The following is a 16,563-nucleotide window of genomic DNA, read 5'->3' on the forward strand; positions in this document are numbered from 1 at the left end:
TACCATGAAGGTAATACTATCACGCCCGCGCAGATAGATGTTACATGACTGGTATCGGATCGTCTTCCTGGCTGCCGGCACGGTTGAGGAAATGTGTAACCACTCCCAGCACCGTTGTGTCGTCCAGCGCCTCACCTTCGATGGACTCACCCTCCGGAACAATAAGCGCCCGCCCCTGCACGATGGCGAACTCCGTGCGGCCGCAATAGGAAATCAGCACTGTATCACCCGGATGTGGTTTATTTGCGACATTGATGATTGCGTATCCAGCCGACGTCTCAACGGTGCGGCAGTTGCCGTCGTAGCCGCACATGCTGGTGATGGTAAGGCGGGATTCTGCGTAGTCTGTTGCCGGAGATGGAAAGCCCATAATGGAACCTCACATAAAAATACTGTACATTTAAACAGTATAATCATGTGAGGATTTAGTCAATACGCCGTGACAGGTCACACCGCAAGTTTCGTTTCGTGCCAACCCTGCGTTACCCAGCAAGCCGAATCACCGGTGCATGGGCATGACTTCACCGGCAGGCTGTCGCCGCACTTTCCGCACTGGTTGGCGCTGATGGCCTTGATGCGGCTGCGCACCCGCGCATCATCCTGGCGGATAAGCAGTGCGATGTACTCGCTCAGTTCGTATGGGTCGCGGCCCGGGCGACGCTCCGCGCAGTTCCGCGCCAGCATCTCCATTTCCTGCTCGTCGAGCACCAGCTCAAGCTTGCGCTCACCAGCTTCCGCCTGGCGGGCGCGCTGCGCTGCTTTGCGTTCTGCTGCGGTCTTAGCCATCAGTGAACCTCGCGAATATAAGTAATCGCATCCATTTTTCTGTATGCCTCAGACACAACCACCAGAGCTGAAACCATGACTACCATGATTCCGAAGATCAACCCACCCGCATCTCCGCTGGCAGGGTCTGATGCTGACATCAAAACAACACCAATAAAGCACATTATGAAATTAAACCTCACCATTGATCACCTTCCCGCAGCGCTTACAATAAATACCGTGATACGTCTCTGGCCTGGTGCTGTTGATCAGCTCGATTACTGCGCTGCTACTTCCCTCAACTTCTCCAATTTTTAAAGAAGATGGCGCACCCCTTGTAATGGCTGGGCGATATGAGTGCCCGAACAATTTTCCAAAAATACCCTGACACTTATCCATCACCCCACCTCTCTCAATTTCAGTTCATCGGCCACGGATTCTGGCACCACAACCGGCATCGGCACGCGGATAACCAGCCTGCGGAGTTCGGCTATTTCGTCGGCCTGCTCCATGACACGGGCGTGCAGGTCGTTGGCCTCGGCCCGCCACCATTCCACGTCGGCTTTAAGGCGGCGCAGGCGCCGCTGTTTAAGTTTGCTCACCATGGCAGCCACCCCATTTGCTGAAGTGCGCCGATTGCCAGCAGCACGAACATTACTGCGTCGAATGGGTTAGACATGGTTAAACACCCCTTTCACCGCACCCCAGGCAATCTCAAGCATGGATGCCCATGCCAAGTAAAGGTGAATCCCTGCGGCCACACCAAAGCCAATTATCATTGCGTATTTCAGCGCTTCGGATTTACTCACGGCTTCACCTCCTGCTGCGGTGCTGCTGGCAGTGGCATCCAGTGGGTGACCCTTACCGGATAATATTCAATGCCGTAATTTTGCTCGTATACCTGCGCGTACCAGCCAGCATCTCTTTTATCGAATTTTCCGTACTGAGCAACATGCAACTCGACACCAAAATCGGGACGAGGCCAGATATAAACGAAGTCATCGTCTTCAGGCATCCGCTCACTGCAAGCCACCCAACCATCCGGAATCACCGGAGAGTTGAGAACATCGCGCTCTGCAAATATTTTATCGGCATCGATTGCTATACCGGAGCTGCGAATGGTTTCCACCGCATCGCGCAACTTGTAAGCCGTCGTTACAGGTTCAACCATATTGTTGGAGTCACCGGAATGGTCAACCATAGCGAGCTTATCCTCGGTATGGTTGGTTATCGCTTCCTGATACCGTTCCAGCGTCACGTACTCCTGACATAACCAACCGCCATCAATGAAATCGCGAGCTTCAACAGCGTCGAAAGTGAATGATGTTTCGCCACCAGTTGGTGAGGTTAAGCCGTACAGGTCTGCTACCGGCTTAAATTGCGTGACTGGTATGGTACCTTCATTGGTGAGGGTACCATCGGCACCCTGAAGCATGGCGGCGCGGATGTTAACGTGAAGTTCGCTGAAAGCTGCGACGTGAGAGATAACCCACTCGTACATGTCGTCCTTTTGATTGTCGCCCAACTCATATTTTGCCTGCATACGGAGGAACTCAGCGCGGCGCATTTCAGACCACTTAAGCAGGCTTTCTAAATCCACTACACCCGCATGCTTCATGAATGCATCAATCGGCTGGCCAGCAATAATTTCTGCCGCAGATAACATACCGGCATTTTTCATGCGAGTGTCTATATCATCAGGCACAGATACCGGCGCTGGCTGGGCGGTGACATTAGCGAATGCAGCACGCAACCCAGCCTTAATTTCTTCAACTTCGTCAGAGCCTAATGATGAATCTGATATCGCATGATGGAATGCATAAGCCATATCGTCGTTGACTGACACCGCCTCCGCTTCGAGCGATGCCAGTGCGATACGCGCCAGCTCGTTCAGGATTGCCACATCAGCGTGACCGAGGGTGTAACCAGCTTTCAAATCGGCAACTGCTTGGACGGCATGTTTGTCGATGTTGCTCATTGGGCGGCTCCTTCTGTGCGATACATCATGATTGTCAGATCGCCTTTAGTCGCCAGGCGCACCGTTGTTCCTGGTTCGATGCTGGACAGGTCAAACGCATCGTAAAATTCGTTTACTGCCTTCTGTCTACGAGATAGCTTTCTACGCTTATCCCACTGCTTTAGCGCAATGGAGATAAACCACTGGCCTGTTTTGAACATGATGAATAACCACCCCATCAGAGCGAGGCCAGTGTTTAGAATGTTCAGAATGCTCATGACTGCACTCCTTTGCGAAGCTGGTCTGCGAAGTGTTCGGCAGAAGATACGACGCTATCTGCATACAGCATTCCAGTACACTTCTTGAATTGAGTGTTTAGCATCTCCACACCATGCGCCAGAACTTCAGCCAGGAAAGCGTCTGTTGCCGGCGTTTTAACGTCGACCAGCATTCGAACGCTTTCGACATTCTCCGGATCGGTTGATTGCTGCCATCCGATAGTTGCGTCAATCGCTGACTTCAGCCCCGCATTCTCCGCAGCCAGCGCCGCGCACTTGGCTTCAAGTGCGTTACCGCGCTCATACTGCACATCCAGAGCTGAGGACAGTTCGACGAGTAGCTTTGCCACCGCAGGCTCATCCGCTGCAATCTCCTTGCTCATGCCATGACCGATATTCACCAACTGCTTAGTTATAGATTCCATCTTTACCCCCGCTTACCCGTATAAGTTATTGATTAGGTTGATATCTAAAAAGATCGTTATTTAACGCCGATCCCGAACCTTGCGATTAACAGCGCATCCGCGATTGCCTGGCCTTTCGCTTTGGCATCCAGCGCCCTGAGTTCCGGGTAAAGCTGAATGGCCCTGCTGCGCGCTGCGTCCTTGTCGCTTCCGATAAGCCCGGCTGACTTCTTCCAGGCCTGAGGCGTTACCAGCGTGTACGGAATGTTGAGTCCCTGGAGGATCCCCTCCGCTACGCCAGCTGCATGCCCGAACGTAAACATGCTCGCCGTTCCCTGTCCTGGCATGGCTCCGACCTGCTCAAGGTACGCATGAGTGATTCCGTACTGCCGAACCCATGCAGCTACCGCTGCGCCGTTCACCCTGGACTTTGTGCCGACCTTGATGGTTGGCATTGCCAGATGGTCGATGTAGCCGCCCTGCTCAGTGACGAGAACCAGCGCCCCGCTGCATCCCGGGTCAATCCCTAAAATTGCTGTCATGACTTACCTCTCAGGTAATTTAAATCCACATTAGAGTTAAAATCAATAGCTATGCGCATATTTTGTTACCTGCAAGGTAATTATACAGGCGTAAAAAAATGCGCTGCCGCGCTGGTGCCGCTATGAGGGCTGATATCCCCTGAATCCCTGCGGTATGGCTTTGTCCGGCTCCGGAACGTCGTTGATATCCCTTCGCTGCTGCTGGGCGACTGGCCTTGCCCTGGACTGCTGCACGCTTCTCGCCAGCTTCTGCTGCCACTGGTCGTGGTGGAATGCTTTGCCCTCCGCTTTCCAGTACGTGATGAATTCTGCCAGTTCGAATGGCGAGATGTCTGTCTTCAGGGTTATGCCCAATAGCGCAGCGCGCTGTATGAACTGCGGATCCGGCTTCCAGTTGTCGCGCATCTGGAATTTTCCAAACTCACCCATTCCGCCAGGCGCAACGTAGCCATTCAGCATCGCGTTGTTCGCATCCGGATCTGGTTCACCGCCACCAGCAGAGTTATCCACAGGTGAATTTTGCTCGCCCCCTGTGTGGGGTTTATCTTTTATATCTTCTCTTCTCTTTATCTCTTCTTTATCTGTCGTGACATTTCGTGACTTGTCGTGACATTGCCGTGACTCATTGCTTTCTTGTTGCCGCATCCGCTGCCTTTCACGCTGCTCTCTTTTTCTCTGAGTTGCTGATTTTGCTCCTGTTTCATCATTGCCGCGGTCCTCCTTTTTAGGCTGTCTCCGCTCCCACCCTGTAAGGTATGTTCCATCCAAAACTCGGCCCTGCATGGCGTTAATAACAGCGTCTATGTCACACTCAGTCACGTCAAAATGTGACGCTAAGTCCTCGTTCGTGACATCAGCGTGACCTCTCGTGACATTTTGTGACCCGCTAACAAGAAGGTGGACATAAACGGCCTGAACGAGAGCTATCGGTTGACCGGATATTCTCGCTATGGTTCTCCACTTCGGGTCATTAGGCATATCATGCCAAAGACGTAGCCATTGATTAGCCATATGAACCTACTCTTTCTCGAGATCAGTGATTCCACAAAGGCGCAACCCAGCGAAGCAACCAGTATCAACCATGTCGCAGTACATTGTCTGATCTGAAATGTTCAGCCGGTGCCACATAATGAGCATCGCCTTTTCTTCTTCTGACTCTGCTTCAATGCATAATTGAGCACTGGAACCGGAGAAAAAAATCTTCATGCTGCCTCCCGCGCCTTTCTGGCTGCCTTTAATTTATCTGAACGCAACTGTTGCTGGCGTCGAGCCCGCTCGTTGTTGCACTTAACGCATTCACCACTGAGGGTGTAGCGCTCACTGTCATGCCCGTGAATGCACTTCTTGCCGGTGTAGAACCTGGCGAGGCCCATTTCGAGAGCTTCACGCTGAGTTAATCGCTTCATTTGCACCTCTCTTTGAAATTTATCTTTGGTAATTTTGTGCGATGACCGAAAAAAGATCAACCATATTCGGATCATTATTACCTGGGAGGACTGAATAGATATGAAAAGACCGCCAGAAGGCGGCCTGATGGGGGTTTGAAGGAGGTTTTATTCGTAGAAGAAGATAGCCAGTTCCGGCTTAGTCCTGACCCAACCGCGTTGCTTACATGCCTTAAAAAGCCCATTCATCAATGTCTTACCGGGCATTTTACGGCGGCCTGTCAGATGCGTCTGGATGTAGTGGCTGGTCGTTCCGGCCTCGGCAGCAAAGGCATTTCGCTCATCAGGAGTGAGTTGCAACCAGTGTTTTTTGAAGTCGAATTTTTCGTTCTCGCTCATAGCTATTGCCTGATATTAATTTCAGATAACAAATATTCACCCAGAAGGTAATAAAAATCAAGGTTTGTTACCTGTGAGGTGCATTTACCTGTGAGGTAAATTCGCTTTTAATTGAACCACTAACTAATTCATATATGAGGCGATTCACCAGAGCATGAAAAGTATTCAGGATATCCGCAGGCAGAATATTAACGATATCATCGACCGTGACTTCAACGGGGTGCAGACTCGTCTGGCGGAAAAACTGGGAACTCAGGCAAACCTGGTGAACCGCTGGGCCCGCGGGCAGAAGGTGGTCGGCGACACGGTGGCGCGCAAGATTGAGAAGGCAGCAAACAAGCCGTCGAACTGGCTGGACGTCGACCACTCATTATCTGCTGTTGCCATCCCCCAGGAGGAGATCACCCCTTCCGATATCGGCCAGCTGGCGGCGCATAACCTCGAAGTGTGGATGCAGAACAACCGCGACCTGTCATCTCAGGGAAAGGTGTCGAAAGCGTCCGGCGTTGCCCAGGCTACAATCCAGCGCATGCTGAACAATGAAGTCAGCGTTTCTATCTCCACCCTGGAGGCGATCGCCAGCGCGTTCGGGCGCCGGGGCTATGAACTGCTCATCCATCCTCGCGACCCGGCGACCATCCATTACGACCGGGCCCGCTACGCATTGTTACCTGAGAGCGAGAAAAGCAAGATTGAGAGTTACGTCGATTTCGTGATTGTTCAGAACGGTAAAACGCAAGAATAACTTTTTAAATTTCAGATACTAAGCCGCCACAGAGCGGCTTTTTTATTGCCCCAAAGATTACCTCACGGGTAATTTTTTATAATCATATCTATTGACATCAAACCACATAAGGATAATTATTACCTCAACGGTAACACTGAGGTAACGAATTATGCAGTGGAAAATCATCAACGGTTGGTACTGCGTTACGGCGTGCGGGCTGATGAGCACCAAGTGCCGCACTCTGCATGAGGCCATCAACTGGGCATTTGTCACCAAGATGGCAGTAAAAACTGAAATGGATATGGGGGTGAGCAAGTGAACATCCAGCAGATTAATAACCTGAAAAAAATCATGACCAGCATCGACAGCGACTACCAGCTGAGTCAGCTGCACTACGAGCGCCAGGTGGAGCTGATCGACGCTATCAAGTTCCACCAGCTGCAAAAGCCTTTCTATGAGCTGGAACGCAAAGGCGTGCGCACCGAGATTCTTGAAGAACTGATGATGAGCACGGAATTCGAAGAGGCGCTCGCAGCTTACCAGGCCGCGATGACGAGCATCATCGCGAAGTGGGATCTGGCTGACCAGCTGGACACGGCGAGGACTGCGGCATGAAGCCAGGAATTTACTTCGACATCAGCAACGAGGATTACCACGCTGGCGACGGCGTGAGTAAGTCGCAGTTGGATATGGTGGCGTTGAGCCCAGCCCTGTTGCAGTGGCAGAAATCCGCGCCGGTCGACACCGAAAAGCTTAAGGCGCTGGACATGGGTACCGCCCTGCACTGCCTGCTGCTGGAGCCGGATGAATTCGATAAGCGTTTCATCGTGGCGCCGCAGTTCAACCGTCGCACAGCCTCCGGAAAAGAGGATGAAGCTGCGTTTCTTAATGATGTTGCAGGAATGGGCATGACGGTTATGGATGCTGAGCAGGGCCGGAAGCTGCAACTGATGCGCGACAGCGCGATGGCCCACCCGGCGGCGCGCTGGCTGCTTGAGGCGGAAGGATTCTGCGAAGTATCGCATTACTGGACGGATCCGGAGACTGGCGAACTGTGCCGCATTCGCCCGGACAAGCGCCTGAAGCATCACCCGGTGCTGCTGGACGTGAAGAAGGTTGCCGATATGGAGCGGTTCGCCCGCCACATCGAGGAATTCAGGTACCACGTGCAGGATGCCATGTACCGCGAAGGCGCGCAGCAGACCACCGGAGAACCTCACGGATTCTTCTTCCTGGCAGTGAGCGAAACCATCGACTGCGGGCGCTACCCGGTGCGCGTGTTTGAACTGGATACGCCGGACGTAGATGCCGGGCACGCACTTTTCCGCCGGGATCTGAATACCTACCACCAGTGCCGGGAGTCTGGCGAATGGGGTGGATTTGAAATTATTAAACGCCCTGAATGGGCACGCAAACAGGATATGTACGTATGAGCAACGACATCACAATCACATCGCAGCCTGGCGCTACCGTTGGCACCGCTGCGGCAATATTCAGTCCTGAGGGTATGGACCGCCTGGTGCGTTTCGCAACCCTGATGGCTGACAGTAAGGCCACCGTTCCGGCGCATCTTGCAGGAAAGCCTGCTGACTGCCTGGCCGTGACCATGCAGGCGGCACAGTGGGGCATGAACCCGTTCGCCGTGGCGCAGAAAACACATGTGGTTAACGGCACGCTGGGTTATGAAGCGCAGCTGGTAAACGCGGTTGTGTCATCCTCCAATCTGCTGGCCACACGTCTGAATTATCGCTGGGATGGTGACTGGTCGAAAGTAAACGGAAAATCCGACAAATCGCCGAGCCTGACCGTTACCGTATGGGCAACCCTCAAAGGAGAATCAGAGCCGCGCGAGCTGACGATCAGCATGGCCCAGGCCGGTGTGCGCAACTCCCCTCTGTGGGAGCAGGATCCTCGACAGCAGCTCGCATATCTGTGCGTTAAACGCTGGGCTCGCCTGAATGCTCCTGATGTCCTGCTTGGCGTGTACACCCCTGACGAATTGCAGGAGACGGCGCCACGCGTTGAGCGCGATATCACGCCTACGCCAGCTACCGCGTCCGGCATGAACAAGCTGATCAACTCCAAGCCTGAGCAGCACCAGGAAGAGAAACCAAAGAGCAGCGATGACCGAGATCCAGATGAGATGTTGATGTCTTTCACTTATGCGGCTGGCAAAGCGGAGAGTGTAGAAAAGCTGGATTTGATCTTCAACGGCGGGGTATGGCCTGACGGGAAAAAGCGCCCTGGTGCCAAAGATGCGCTATCTGGCAAATGGCTTGAAATGGCAGAAGACGTTTATAACGTCCGCCGCAATGAACTGAACGAAGTCCCTATGTAATCACCACCGTGGCGCCACGGCGCCACACCTGCAACCAAGAGAGGTATTTATGAAAGGTGCATTTGGTAAGAAGGAACTCCTGGCGGTGGTGCCACTGTCATGGAGCACGATTGACCGCCTGGAACAGGCTGGCGAATTCCCGTCCCGTTTCTGGATAACCGATCGCCGCTGCGCGTGGGACCAGAGCGAAGTTGAAGCATGGCTGGATAAACGTAAGGCGGCAAGTCCGGCGACGTTCACCGGAAAAAAGCCGCCGGTTGACCGCCGCGTGTATCGCCCGGTGAGTGCGGCAGCATGACGGCGCTGAAGAAGCATATCGGCAGATGGTCAGATGTGTACCTGTATCTGGCCGTGGTCGCCTACCTGATGTGGCTGGCGGCGGTAATCAGTTGAGAGGTCAGGATCAGATGAAAAAGACGAAGCTTGAGCGCTATCACGAAGACTACGTGTCGCAGCGCCGTGTTGAAAGAGTGGTGGCAGTAACGCCGGAAGCAATGGAGATCGAAAGCCGGGCCATCGAGCGCGAGCGCCGCGGGCACTACCGAATCGCAGCCCGTCTCTGGCTCCAGTGCCTGGATGCGGCTGTCGGTGAAGTAGAGCGCGCCCGCATCGCGGTGCGCCGCCAGCAGTGCATCACCAAAGGTAACCGCACCCCGCATCTGGACTACAGCGGGATCGGATGTCGCGGGGTGGTGTATGACTAATCCGCACGACGGGATCACCGTGGGCAGTGTCACGCCGCCCTATTCCATTAATCGCCGTGGATGGGTAGCACCGAGCGGCGACGTTATCAGAAACCCATTGAAGGCTCAGCGCCTGGCTGAGCTGATGAACAGTAAGAAGGTGGCGGCATGACCGGAAAATACACTCTCATTTACGCAGACCCGCCTTGGGTATACCGTGACAAAGCAGCCGACGGCGAGCGCGGCGCCGGCTTCAAGTATCCGGTTATGAACGTGCTGGACATCTGCCGCCTGCCTGTGTGGGATCTGGCTGCCGAAGATTGCCTGCTGGCTATGTGGTGGGTACCGACGCAGCAGGTTGAAGCGCTGAAGGTTATCGAAGCGTGGGGATTCCGCCTGATGACGATGAAGGGATTCACCTGGCATAAGACGAACAAGCACAAAGGCAACAGCGCGATCGGAATGGGCCATATGACCCGGGCGAACAGTGAAGACTGCCTGTTTGCGGTGCGTGGGAAGCTGCCGGCGCGCATGGATGCCTCGATCTGCCAGCATGTCACGGCGCCGCGCATGGAGAACTCGCGCAAACCTGACGTGATCAGGGAGAAACTTGTGCAGCTGCTGGGAGATGTGCCACGCATTGAGCTTTTCGCCCGCCAGTCGTCGCATGGCTTTGACGCATGGGGCAACCAGTGCGATGGCCCGGCGGTGCAGCTGCACCCTGGTTACGCGCTGGATATAACTGGATTGACGCGGGCATTCGGAAATGCACCGCTTTCACCAACAGACAACCAGGGCCGGGAGCGTGCAGCATGACCATATCTGACCATGCGGATTTAATCCGTCAACTCGAAGAGTGCCGCGCCGTGATACATCAAAAAACAGCACAGGTGAAATGGTTACAAACTGAAAATAGCCATTTGCATAAGAAGTGTGAAGAGTTGCAAATGGCTGTAGAAATACAGAGGGAGTTTATTAGATCGCGAAATTAACAGCTCTGGTTCATCCACCTCTCAAATTTAGACGGGGAGAACGGCACCAGATCGGTGTGCTCCCCATTAATCCAGGCATCAACCATATCCGCCCACTGCTGCAACATATAGGCTCGCTGCCGGGCATACTCCGCTTTGTTGTACACCGCGCGCACGCCTTTCTGCTCATGTGCCTGTGCCTTCTCGATCCAGTCTGACGGGTAATCCGCTTCGTGCAGCAGCGTGCTGGCCGTGCGGCGCAGGTCATGCACCGTGAAAGCCTGTATCTTCTCACCGTCTTTGTTTATGGCATCAACGGTCCTGTCTATAAGGGAGTTCAGCGCGGCATTCGATAATGGCTTGCGGAAGTTGTAGCGCCCGGGAACCAGGTATTCGCTGCCACCAGCACACATCTGCAGGCCAACCAGCAGATCCTGCGCCTGCTTCGGCAGATAAATCACATGCGCGCGCCTGGCCTTCATTCGGTCAGCTGGTATCGTCCATGTCAAGTTCCTGAAATCAATCTCCTGCCATGTCGCGTAAGTGAATTCGCTTTTTCGAACCAGCGTCAGCAGCACCAGCTTCAGCGCCATCTTCATGGTGCCCATAGCACCGACGTCATCCAGCGCGCGGAAGAATATGCCAATCTCCTCAGGCGACAGCGTGCGCTCGCGAGGCTTAAACATGGCAATGGATGATGGCTTAATGTCGGCTGCCGGATTGAACAGACCATGCCCGCGGTCATTGGCGTACCGGTATACGCTGCTGATTATCTCCCTGACCTGAATCGCCGTCGCCCGGCCGCCACGCTCAACGATACGATCGCAAAGGTCGCGCACCACTCTGGTGGTTATCTCAGTCATCATCTTGTTGCCGAGCGCCGGGAGGATATCCCTGTCGATCACTGCCTGCTTCATGGCGCGGGTGCTGTCGGCCAGGGTGACGTGTTTCATGTAGGTGTCGGTATATACCGCGAATGTTTCGGCTCCGGCGATCTGCCTGATACCGTCACGTTTCGCCGCAGCAGGCGACCGGCCTGACTTCAGCAGTTTTTTGGCGGCAATGAGTTCCTCGCGAGCTTCCGCCAGGCTGATACCGTCACGGCCGTACTGGCCGATCACCAGCGTTTCCCGGCGGCCGTTAATGCGGTAGTCGTAGCGGAACGAGACAGAGCCTGAAGTAAGCACGGCAACATACAGCCCGTCACGGTCTGTAACCTTGTACAGTTTCTCCTGCGGCTTGAGGTTTTTCAGTTTGGTATCGGTAAGCACGATTCACCCGTAATGCATCCATGTTTTTATCGGTATGAGAGTATACCTTTCGGGTAATACCGTCACCTGTACCGTCGAAAAATGTGGTGTAGAGTGAATAGATATGAGTAGATATAAACAAAAACCCTCTGCAATTACAGAGGGTTATAGAGGATATTGAATAGATATGATGTGCTATGACCTAGCTATACATCATTCCCACTCGATCGTCGCCGGTGGCTTGCCGCTGATGTCATACACCACGCGGGAAATGCCGTTCACTTCGTTGATGATGCGGTTAGACACGCGGCCTAAGAAGTCATACGGCAGGTGCGCCCAGTGCGCGGTCATGAAGTCGATGGTTTCAACCGCACGCAGGGAGACAACCCAGTCGTACTTGCGGCCATCGCCCATCACGCCGACGGAGCGAACCGGCAGGAACACGGTGAACGCCTGGCTAACCTTGTTGTACAGGTCAGCCTTGTGCAGCTCTTCAATGAAGATCGCGTCCGCGCGACGCAGCAGGTCGCAGTACTCTTTCTTCACTTCGCCCAGCACGCGTACGCCGAGGCCCGGGCCCGGGAATGGGTGACGGTAGAGCATGTCGTACGGCAGACCCAGTTCCAGACCAATCTTGCGCACTTCGTCTTTGAACAGCTCGCGCAGCGGCTCAACCAGGCCCATCTTCATCTCTTTCGGCAGGCCGCCCACGTTGTGGTGAGATTTGATGACGTGTGCTTTACCGGTTGCGGAGGCGGCGGATTCGATCACGTCAGGGTAGATAGTGCCCTGCGCCAGCCATTTCACGTCTTCCAGCTTCAGCGCTTCTTCGTCGAACACTTCCACGAATACGCGGCCGATGATTTTACGTTTCGCTTCCGGATCGTTCTCGCCTTTCAGCGCGTCCAGGAAGCGCTGTTCGCCTTCCACGTGAACGATGTTCAGACCGAAGTGGTCGCCGAACATGTCCATGACCTGCTGGGCTTCGTTCAGACGCAGCAGGCCGTTGTCCACGAAGACGCAGGTCAGGTTTTTGCCGATGGCGCGGTGCAGCAGCATCGCGGTCACGGAGGAATCCACGCCGCCGGAGAGGCCGAGGATCACTTTGTCATCACCAACCTGCTGGCGGATACGCTCCACGGCGTCGTCGATGATTTTTGCCGGGGTCCACAGGGCTTCACACTGGCAGATATCACGCACGAAGCGCTCCAGCATGCGCATACCCTGACGGGTGTGAGTCACTTCCGGGTGGAACTGCACGCCGTAGAAGCGTTTTTCTTCGTTCGCCATAATCGCGAACGGGCAGCTTTCGGTGCTGGCTACGGTCACGAAGTCCGACGGGATAGCGGTGACTTTGTCGCCGTGGCTCATCCATACGTCCAGCAGCGGTTTGCCGTCTGCGGTCAGGGAGTCTTCGATACCGCGCACCAGCGCGCTGTCGGTGACGACTTCAACCTGCGCGTAGCCGAACTCACGCTCGTTAGAGCCTTCTACGTGGCCGCCCAGCTGCATCGCCATAGTCTGCATGCCGTAGCACACGCCGAACACCGGTACGCCCGCTTCGAATACGTACTGTGGCGCGCGCGGGCTGTTCTCTTCGGTGGTGCTCTCCGGGCCGCCGGACAGGATGATGCCGCTTGGATTGAACTCGCGAATCTGTGCTTCCGTGACATCCCACGCCCACAGTTCACAGTAAACGCCCAGCTCACGCACGCGACGCGCCACCAGTTGAGTGTACTGAGAACCAAAATCGAGGATGAGGATGCGATGTTTATGAATGTTTTCCGTCATTGACGCTAATTCCGAGGCAAGTGAAACAGATTAAATAAATCGCCCGACACGAGGTCGGGCGAAGAAAATCATGATCCCAGACGGTAGTTCGGGGACTCTTTGGTGATCGTCACGTCGTGCACGTGGCTCTCCTGGATACCCGCACCGCTGATGCGTACGAATTCCGCTTTGGTACGCAGCAGGTCAATGGTACCACAGCCGGTCAGACCCATACAGGAACGCAGGCCGCCCATCTGCTGGTGGATGATCTCTTTCAGACGGCCTTTATAGGCCACGCGGCCTTCGATGCCTTCCGGTACCAGTTTGTCAGCGGCGTTATCGGTCTGGAAGTAACGGTCGGAGGAACCTTTGGACATCGCGCCCAGGGAGCCCATACCGCGGTAGGATTTGTAAGAACGGCCCTGGTAGAGTTCGATTTCGCCCGGGGATTCTTCGGTACCGGCCAGCATGGAGCCCACCATCACGGCTGCGGCACCTGCGGCGATCGCTTTGGCGATGTCGCCAGAGAAGCGGATACCGCCGTCCGCGATAACCGGAATACCGGTGCCTTCCAGCGCTTCAACCGCGTCAGACACCGCGGTGATCTGCGGAACGCCCACGCCGGTGACGATACGGGTAGTACAGATAGAGCCAGGGCCGATACCCACTTTCACCGCGCTGCAACCGGCTTCCGCCAGTGCGCGAGCACCTGCGCCCGTAGCCACGTTACCGCCAATGATCTGGAGATCCGGGTATTTAGCACGGGTTTCACGAATACGTTGCAGAACGCCTTCGGAGTGGCCGTGTGAGGAGTCAATCAGCAGCACGTCAACGCCCGCGGCAACCAGCGCGTCAACGCGCTCTTCGTTACCTGCGCCCGCGCCAACCGCAGCGCCGACGCGCAGACGGCCATGCTCGTCTTTACAGGCGTTCGGTTTACGTTCTGCTTTCTGGAAATCTTTAACGGTGATCATGCCACGCAGGTGGAAGTTCGCATCCACAACCAGCGCTTTCTCAACGCGTTTTTCGTGCATTTTCGCCAGCACCACGTCGCGGGTTTCGCCTTCGCGAACGGTCACCAGGCGCTCTTTTGGTGTCATATAGACGCTGACAGGCTGGTTCAGGTCAGTCACGAAACGCACATCACGACCGGTGATGATGCCCACCAGCTCGTTGTCTTCGGTCACAACCGGGTAACCTGCAAAGCCGTTACGCTCGGTTAGCGCTTTCACTTCATGCAGGGTGGTGGTTGGCAGAACGGTCTGAGGATCGGACACGATACCGGATTCATGTTTCTTCACGCGGCGAACTTCTTCCGCCTGACGCTCGATAGACATGTTTTTGTGGATAAAGCCAATGCCGCCTTCCTGTGCCAAAGCGATAGCCAGACGCGCTTCAGTCACGGTGTCCATTGCTGCGGAGAGCATAGGAATGTTCAGACGAATGGTTTTCGTCAACTGCGTGCTGAGGTCGGCAGTATTCGGCAGAACGGTGGAATGAGCGGGAACGAGGAGGACGTCGTCAAACGTCAGTGCTTCTTTAGCGATACGTAGCATGGGCAATATCTCTGACCTGGGTGGTTAAATATTGCCGTGGCATTATACAGAGCGTAACCGATTGCATCTACACTTTTTTGAAAAAAATGCTTGCGATCGCCTCTCAGCAGGTTACTATCGACTGAATAACTTGCTGATTTAGAATTTGATCCCGCTCACATGTTATCCTCTCAATCCCCCTCAATTTATACTGTCAGCCGCCTTAATCAGACGGTGCGTTTGCTGCTTGAGCAGGAAATGGGACAGGTCTGGATCAGCGGTGAAATCTCTAACTTCACGCAGCCTGCTTCCGGTCACTGGTACTTTACGCTAAAAGACGACACCGCTCAGGTGCGCTGCGCGATGTTCCGCAACAGCAATCGTCGCGTGACGTTCCGCCCTCAGCATGGCCAGCAGGTTCTGGTTCGCGCCAACATTACCCTGTATGAGCCGCGCGGCGATTATCAGATTATCGTCGAGAGCATGCAGCCCGCCGGTGAAGGCTTGTTGCAGCAGAAGTACGAGCAGTTAAAAGCCATGCTTTCGGCTGAGGGATTGTTTGACCAGCAGTTTAAAAAGCCCCTGCCCTCACCTGCCCACTGTGTTGGAGTTATCACCTCGAAAACCGGCGCGGCGCTGCACGATATTTTGCACGTCCTGAAGCGCCGTGACCCTTCCCTGCCCGTCATTATCTACCCAACTGCCGTTCAGGGTGACGATGCGCCGGGGCAGATCGTGCGCGCGATTGAGCTGGCGAATGCGCGTCAGGAGTGCGATATCCTGATCGTCGGGCGCGGCGGCGGCTCGCTGGAAGACCTGTGGAGCTTTAACGACGAGCGCGTGGCGCGGGCAATCTTTGCCAGCCTTATCCCTGTGGTGAGCGCCGTCGGCCATGAAACGGATGTGACGATAGCCGATTTTGTCGCGGATTTACGCGCGCCCACGCCGTCCGCGGCGGCAGAGGTGGTCAGCCGTAATCAGCAGGAGCTGCTGCGCCAGATCCAGAACGGGCAGCAGCGCCTGGAGATGGCGATGGACTACTTCCTCGCCAACCGTACCCGCCGCTTTACCCAGCTTCATCATCGTCTGCAACAGCAGCATCCGCAATTGCGTCTGGCGCGTCAGCAAACCGTACTGGAGCGTCTGCGTCAGCGGATGAACTTCGCGCTGGATAACCAGCTTAAGAGAGCGATATCACGCCAGCAGCGCACGACTCAGCGTCTGAACCAGCAGAATCCGCAGCCAAAGATTTATCGCGCACAAACGCGGATCCAGCAGCTTGAGTTCCGCCTCGCGGAAAATATCCGCTCACGCCTGAGCGCCACCCGCGAGCGTTTTGGCAATGCGGTCACCCATCTGGAAGCCGTCAGCCCACTCTCCACGCTGGCCCGCGGCTATAGCGTGACCACCGCGAAGGACGGCAAAGTGCTGAAGCAGACGAAGCAGGTTAAAGCAGGGGATGTGCTCACCACCCGGCTTTCTGACGGCTGGGTCGAGAGTGAAGTGAAAGAGATCAAACCGGTGAAAAAAACGCGTCAGCGTAAAAGCGGATAAATCTT

28 protein-coding genes are annotated in these 16,563 nt (G+C 55.0%); 12 read left to right on the top strand and 16 right to left on the bottom strand.

The window, feature by feature from the left end:
* Positions 1–40 precede the first annotated feature (40 nt).
* Together HWQ15_RS01840 and HWQ15_RS01845 are read right to left on the bottom strand one after the other, a co-directional pair.
* Complete coding sequence (locus HWQ15_RS01840) at positions 41–370, bottom strand: hypothetical protein (protein WP_032671846.1); 330 nt, start codon at positions 368–370, stop codon at positions 41–43.
* 77 nt (positions 371–447) lie between these two features.
* Positions 448–786: a hypothetical protein gene (locus HWQ15_RS01845; RefSeq protein WP_063850288.1), complete on the bottom strand. Its 339-nt coding sequence runs from the start codon at positions 784–786 to the stop codon at positions 448–450.
* Positions 787–861: 75 nt separating this feature from the next.
* Between HWQ15_RS01845 and HWQ15_RS01850 the strand changes: the two genes are divergently transcribed.
* A complete protein-coding gene (locus HWQ15_RS01850) occupies positions 862–1,083 on the top strand; it encodes a hypothetical protein (RefSeq protein WP_139154059.1) in 222 nt (73 codons plus the stop codon).
* An 80-nt stretch (positions 1,084–1,163) separates the two neighbouring features.
* On the opposite strand, the gene HWQ15_RS01855 is transcribed toward HWQ15_RS01850, so the two are convergent.
* The 11 genes from HWQ15_RS01855 to HWQ15_RS01905 form a co-directional block, all read right to left on the bottom strand.
* On the bottom strand, positions 1,164–1,370 hold the full coding sequence (locus HWQ15_RS01855) for a hypothetical protein (protein ID WP_063850290.1): 207 nt from the start codon (positions 1,368–1,370) through the stop codon (positions 1,164–1,166).
* A 66-nt stretch (positions 1,371–1,436) separates the two neighbouring features.
* Entirely contained in the window at positions 1,437–1,574 is a 138-nt protein-coding gene (locus HWQ15_RS01860; RefSeq protein ID WP_169809140.1) for a hypothetical protein, read from the bottom strand.
* A complete protein-coding gene (locus HWQ15_RS23150; protein WP_255319051.1) occupies positions 1,571–2,743 on the bottom strand; it encodes a DUF551 domain-containing protein in 1,173 nt (390 codons plus the stop codon). The genes HWQ15_RS01860 and HWQ15_RS23150 overlap by 4 nt, the downstream gene beginning before the upstream one ends.
* Positions 2,740–3,000, bottom strand: a complete 261-nt coding sequence (locus HWQ15_RS01875) for a DUF4752 family protein (protein ID WP_045340902.1) — start codon at positions 2,998–3,000, stop codon at positions 2,740–2,742. The genes HWQ15_RS23150 and HWQ15_RS01875 overlap by 4 nt, the downstream gene beginning before the upstream one ends.
* A complete protein-coding gene (locus HWQ15_RS01880) occupies positions 2,997–3,425 on the bottom strand; it encodes a hypothetical protein (protein WP_063850294.1) in 429 nt (142 codons plus the stop codon). The genes HWQ15_RS01875 and HWQ15_RS01880 overlap by 4 nt, the downstream gene beginning before the upstream one ends.
* Before the next feature lie 56 nt (positions 3,426–3,481).
* Positions 3,482–3,946, bottom strand: a complete 465-nt coding sequence (locus HWQ15_RS01885; protein ID WP_063929179.1) for a crossover junction endodeoxyribonuclease RuvC — start codon at positions 3,944–3,946, stop codon at positions 3,482–3,484.
* Positions 3,947–4,066: 120 nt separating this feature from the next.
* Positions 4,067–4,456: a DnaT-like ssDNA-binding domain-containing protein gene (locus tag HWQ15_RS23155; RefSeq protein ID WP_237765757.1), complete on the bottom strand. Its 390-nt coding sequence runs from the start codon at positions 4,454–4,456 to the stop codon at positions 4,067–4,069.
* Positions 4,457–4,512: 56 nt separating this feature from the next.
* Positions 4,513–4,653, bottom strand: coding sequence for a hypothetical protein (locus HWQ15_RS23160; protein ID WP_233173455.1), 141 nt, complete (start codon positions 4,651–4,653; stop codon positions 4,513–4,515).
* Between the two features lie 310 nt (positions 4,654–4,963).
* Complete coding sequence (locus HWQ15_RS01895) at positions 4,964–5,152, bottom strand: hypothetical protein (RefSeq protein ID WP_063132197.1); 189 nt, start codon at positions 5,150–5,152, stop codon at positions 4,964–4,966.
* Positions 5,149–5,352, bottom strand: a complete 204-nt coding sequence (locus HWQ15_RS01900) for a hypothetical protein (RefSeq protein WP_047050345.1) — start codon at positions 5,350–5,352, stop codon at positions 5,149–5,151. Before HWQ15_RS01900 ends, HWQ15_RS01895 begins: the two co-directional genes overlap by 4 nt.
* 147 nt (positions 5,353–5,499) lie before the next feature.
* Positions 5,500–5,730 (bottom strand): hypothetical protein, encoded by a 231-nt coding sequence (locus HWQ15_RS01905; RefSeq protein WP_045898034.1) that lies wholly within the window; start codon positions 5,728–5,730, stop codon positions 5,500–5,502.
* Between the two features lie 154 nt (positions 5,731–5,884).
* Here HWQ15_RS01905 and HWQ15_RS01910 point away from each other — a divergent pair, with 154 nt between their 5' ends.
* The 10 genes from HWQ15_RS01910 to HWQ15_RS01955 all read left to right on the top strand — a co-directional run bounded on the left by HWQ15_RS01910 (position 5,885) and on the right by HWQ15_RS01955 (position 10,470).
* Positions 5,885–6,475 (top strand): helix-turn-helix transcriptional regulator, encoded by a 591-nt coding sequence (locus tag HWQ15_RS01910; protein WP_176587369.1) that lies wholly within the window; start codon positions 5,885–5,887, stop codon positions 6,473–6,475.
* Positions 6,476–6,626: 151 nt separating this feature from the next.
* A complete protein-coding gene (locus HWQ15_RS01915) occupies positions 6,627–6,776 on the top strand; it encodes a hypothetical protein (protein ID WP_162843058.1) in 150 nt (49 codons plus the stop codon).
* On the top strand, positions 6,773–7,072 hold the full coding sequence (locus HWQ15_RS01920; protein ID WP_063149225.1) for a hypothetical protein: 300 nt from the start codon (positions 6,773–6,775) through the stop codon (positions 7,070–7,072). The genes HWQ15_RS01915 and HWQ15_RS01920 overlap by 4 nt, the downstream gene beginning before the upstream one ends.
* Positions 7,069–7,890 carry a PD-(D/E)XK nuclease-like domain-containing protein gene (locus HWQ15_RS01925; protein WP_063149224.1) on the top strand — a complete coding sequence of 274 codons (822 nt, stop codon included), beginning with the start codon at positions 7,069–7,071 and terminating at the stop codon, positions 7,888–7,890. Before HWQ15_RS01920 ends, HWQ15_RS01925 begins: the two co-directional genes overlap by 4 nt.
* Positions 7,887–8,795, top strand: a complete 909-nt coding sequence (locus HWQ15_RS01930; protein ID WP_176587370.1) for a RecT family recombinase — start codon at positions 7,887–7,889, stop codon at positions 8,793–8,795. The genes HWQ15_RS01925 and HWQ15_RS01930 overlap by 4 nt, the downstream gene beginning before the upstream one ends.
* 49 nt (positions 8,796–8,844) lie before the next feature.
* Positions 8,845–9,093, top strand: coding sequence for an AlpA family transcriptional regulator (locus tag HWQ15_RS01935; RefSeq protein WP_032634922.1), 249 nt, complete (start codon positions 8,845–8,847; stop codon positions 9,091–9,093).
* 109 nt (positions 9,094–9,202) lie between these two features.
* Positions 9,203–9,499, top strand: coding sequence for a PerC family transcriptional regulator (locus tag HWQ15_RS01940; protein ID WP_032634921.1), 297 nt, complete (start codon positions 9,203–9,205; stop codon positions 9,497–9,499).
* Positions 9,492–9,650: a DUF1317 family protein gene (locus tag HWQ15_RS01945; RefSeq protein ID WP_074144978.1), complete on the top strand. Its 159-nt coding sequence runs from the start codon at positions 9,492–9,494 to the stop codon at positions 9,648–9,650. The genes HWQ15_RS01940 and HWQ15_RS01945 overlap by 8 nt, the downstream gene beginning before the upstream one ends.
* Positions 9,647–10,294, top strand: a complete 648-nt coding sequence (locus HWQ15_RS01950) for an MT-A70 family methyltransferase (RefSeq protein WP_176587371.1) — start codon at positions 9,647–9,649, stop codon at positions 10,292–10,294. Before HWQ15_RS01945 ends, HWQ15_RS01950 begins: the two co-directional genes overlap by 4 nt.
* Positions 10,291–10,470: a hypothetical protein gene (locus HWQ15_RS01955; protein ID WP_063149221.1), complete on the top strand. Its 180-nt coding sequence runs from the start codon at positions 10,291–10,293 to the stop codon at positions 10,468–10,470. Before HWQ15_RS01950 ends, HWQ15_RS01955 begins: the two co-directional genes overlap by 4 nt.
* On the opposite strand, the gene HWQ15_RS01960 is transcribed toward HWQ15_RS01955, so the two are convergent.
* From HWQ15_RS01960 to guaB, 3 genes are all read right to left on the bottom strand, one after another.
* The gene (locus HWQ15_RS01960) at positions 10,467–11,720 is read right to left on the bottom strand and encodes a site-specific integrase (protein ID WP_063149220.1); all 1,254 of its coding nucleotides are present in this window, start codon (positions 11,718–11,720) and stop codon (positions 10,467–10,469) included. The two genes, HWQ15_RS01955 and HWQ15_RS01960, sit on opposite strands and share 4 nt — an antisense overlap.
* A 192-nt stretch (positions 11,721–11,912) precedes the next feature.
* Positions 11,913–13,490, bottom strand: a complete 1,578-nt coding sequence (gene guaA, locus HWQ15_RS01965; RefSeq protein ID WP_006811514.1) for a glutamine-hydrolyzing GMP synthase — start codon at positions 13,488–13,490, stop codon at positions 11,913–11,915.
* Between the two features lie 68 nt (positions 13,491–13,558).
* Positions 13,559–15,025, bottom strand: coding sequence for an IMP dehydrogenase (gene guaB, locus HWQ15_RS01970; protein ID WP_003860601.1), 1,467 nt, complete (start codon positions 15,023–15,025; stop codon positions 13,559–13,561).
* 159 nt (positions 15,026–15,184) lie between these two features.
* On the opposite strand from guaB, the gene xseA reads away from it, so the two are divergent.
* Positions 15,185–16,558 (top strand): exodeoxyribonuclease VII large subunit, encoded by a 1,374-nt coding sequence (xseA, locus tag HWQ15_RS01975; protein ID WP_063149219.1) that lies wholly within the window; start codon positions 15,185–15,187, stop codon positions 16,556–16,558.
* Positions 16,559–16,563 lie beyond the last annotated feature (5 nt).

This window comes from Enterobacter sp. DSM 30060 (assembly GCF_013375955.1).
Taxonomy (GTDB): domain Bacteria; phylum Pseudomonadota; class Gammaproteobacteria; order Enterobacterales; family Enterobacteriaceae; genus Enterobacter; species Enterobacter intestinihominis.

Bases quoted from the DNA above. Each gene is read 5' to 3' on its own strand.
- HWQ15_RS01900 (WP_047050345.1), bottom strand. From the start codon at position 5,352: ATGAAGCGATTAACTCAGCGTGAAGCTCTCGAAATGGGCCTCGCCAGG.
- guaA (WP_006811514.1), bottom strand. From the start codon at position 13,490: ATGACGGAAAACATTCATAAACATCGCATCCTCATCCTCGATTTTGGT.
- guaB (WP_003860601.1), bottom strand. From the start codon at position 15,025: ATGCTACGTATCGCTAAAGAAGCACTGACGTTTGACGACGTCCTCCTC.
- HWQ15_RS01855 (WP_063850290.1), bottom strand. From the start codon at position 1,370: ATGGTGAGCAAACTTAAACAGCGGCGCCTGCGCCGCCTTAAAGCCGAC.
- HWQ15_RS01925 (WP_063149224.1), top strand. From the start codon at position 7,069: ATGAAGCCAGGAATTTACTTCGACATCAGCAACGAGGATTACCACGCT.
- HWQ15_RS01880 (WP_063850294.1), bottom strand. From the start codon at position 3,425: ATGGAATCTATAACTAAGCAGTTGGTGAATATCGGTCATGGCATGAGC.
- HWQ15_RS01875 (WP_045340902.1), bottom strand. From the start codon at position 3,000: ATGAGCATTCTGAACATTCTAAACACTGGCCTCGCTCTGATGGGGTGG.
- HWQ15_RS23150 (WP_255319051.1), bottom strand. From the start codon at position 2,743: ATGAGCAACATCGACAAACATGCCGTCCAAGCAGTTGCCGATTTGAAA.
- HWQ15_RS01845 (WP_063850288.1), bottom strand. From the start codon at position 786: ATGGCTAAGACCGCAGCAGAACGCAAAGCAGCGCAGCGCGCCCGCCAG.
- HWQ15_RS01885 (WP_063929179.1), bottom strand. From the start codon at position 3,946: ATGACAGCAATTTTAGGGATTGACCCGGGATGCAGCGGGGCGCTGGTT.
- HWQ15_RS01945 (WP_074144978.1), top strand. From the start codon at position 9,492: ATGACTAATCCGCACGACGGGATCACCGTGGGCAGTGTCACGCCGCCC.
- HWQ15_RS01950 (WP_176587371.1), top strand. From the start codon at position 9,647: ATGACCGGAAAATACACTCTCATTTACGCAGACCCGCCTTGGGTATAC.
- HWQ15_RS01915 (WP_162843058.1), top strand. From the start codon at position 6,627: ATGCAGTGGAAAATCATCAACGGTTGGTACTGCGTTACGGCGTGCGGG.
- HWQ15_RS23160 (WP_233173455.1), bottom strand. From the start codon at position 4,653: ATGATGAAACAGGAGCAAAATCAGCAACTCAGAGAAAAAGAGAGCAGC.
- HWQ15_RS01840 (WP_032671846.1), bottom strand. From the start codon at position 370: ATGGGCTTTCCATCTCCGGCAACAGACTACGCAGAATCCCGCCTTACC.
- HWQ15_RS01955 (WP_063149221.1), top strand. From the start codon at position 10,291: ATGACCATATCTGACCATGCGGATTTAATCCGTCAACTCGAAGAGTGC.
- HWQ15_RS01940 (WP_032634921.1), top strand. From the start codon at position 9,203: ATGAAAAAGACGAAGCTTGAGCGCTATCACGAAGACTACGTGTCGCAG.
- HWQ15_RS01910 (WP_176587369.1), top strand. From the start codon at position 5,885: ATGAAAAGTATTCAGGATATCCGCAGGCAGAATATTAACGATATCATC.
- HWQ15_RS01905 (WP_045898034.1), bottom strand. From the start codon at position 5,730: ATGAGCGAGAACGAAAAATTCGACTTCAAAAAACACTGGTTGCAACTC.
- HWQ15_RS01850 (WP_139154059.1), top strand. From the start codon at position 862: ATGACTACCATGATTCCGAAGATCAACCCACCCGCATCTCCGCTGGCA.
- HWQ15_RS01895 (WP_063132197.1), bottom strand. From the start codon at position 5,152: ATGAAGATTTTTTTCTCCGGTTCCAGTGCTCAATTATGCATTGAAGCA.
- HWQ15_RS01935 (WP_032634922.1), top strand. From the start codon at position 8,845: ATGAAAGGTGCATTTGGTAAGAAGGAACTCCTGGCGGTGGTGCCACTG.
- HWQ15_RS01930 (WP_176587370.1), top strand. From the start codon at position 7,887: ATGAGCAACGACATCACAATCACATCGCAGCCTGGCGCTACCGTTGGC.
- xseA (WP_063149219.1), top strand. From the start codon at position 15,185: ATGTTATCCTCTCAATCCCCCTCAATTTATACTGTCAGCCGCCTTAAT.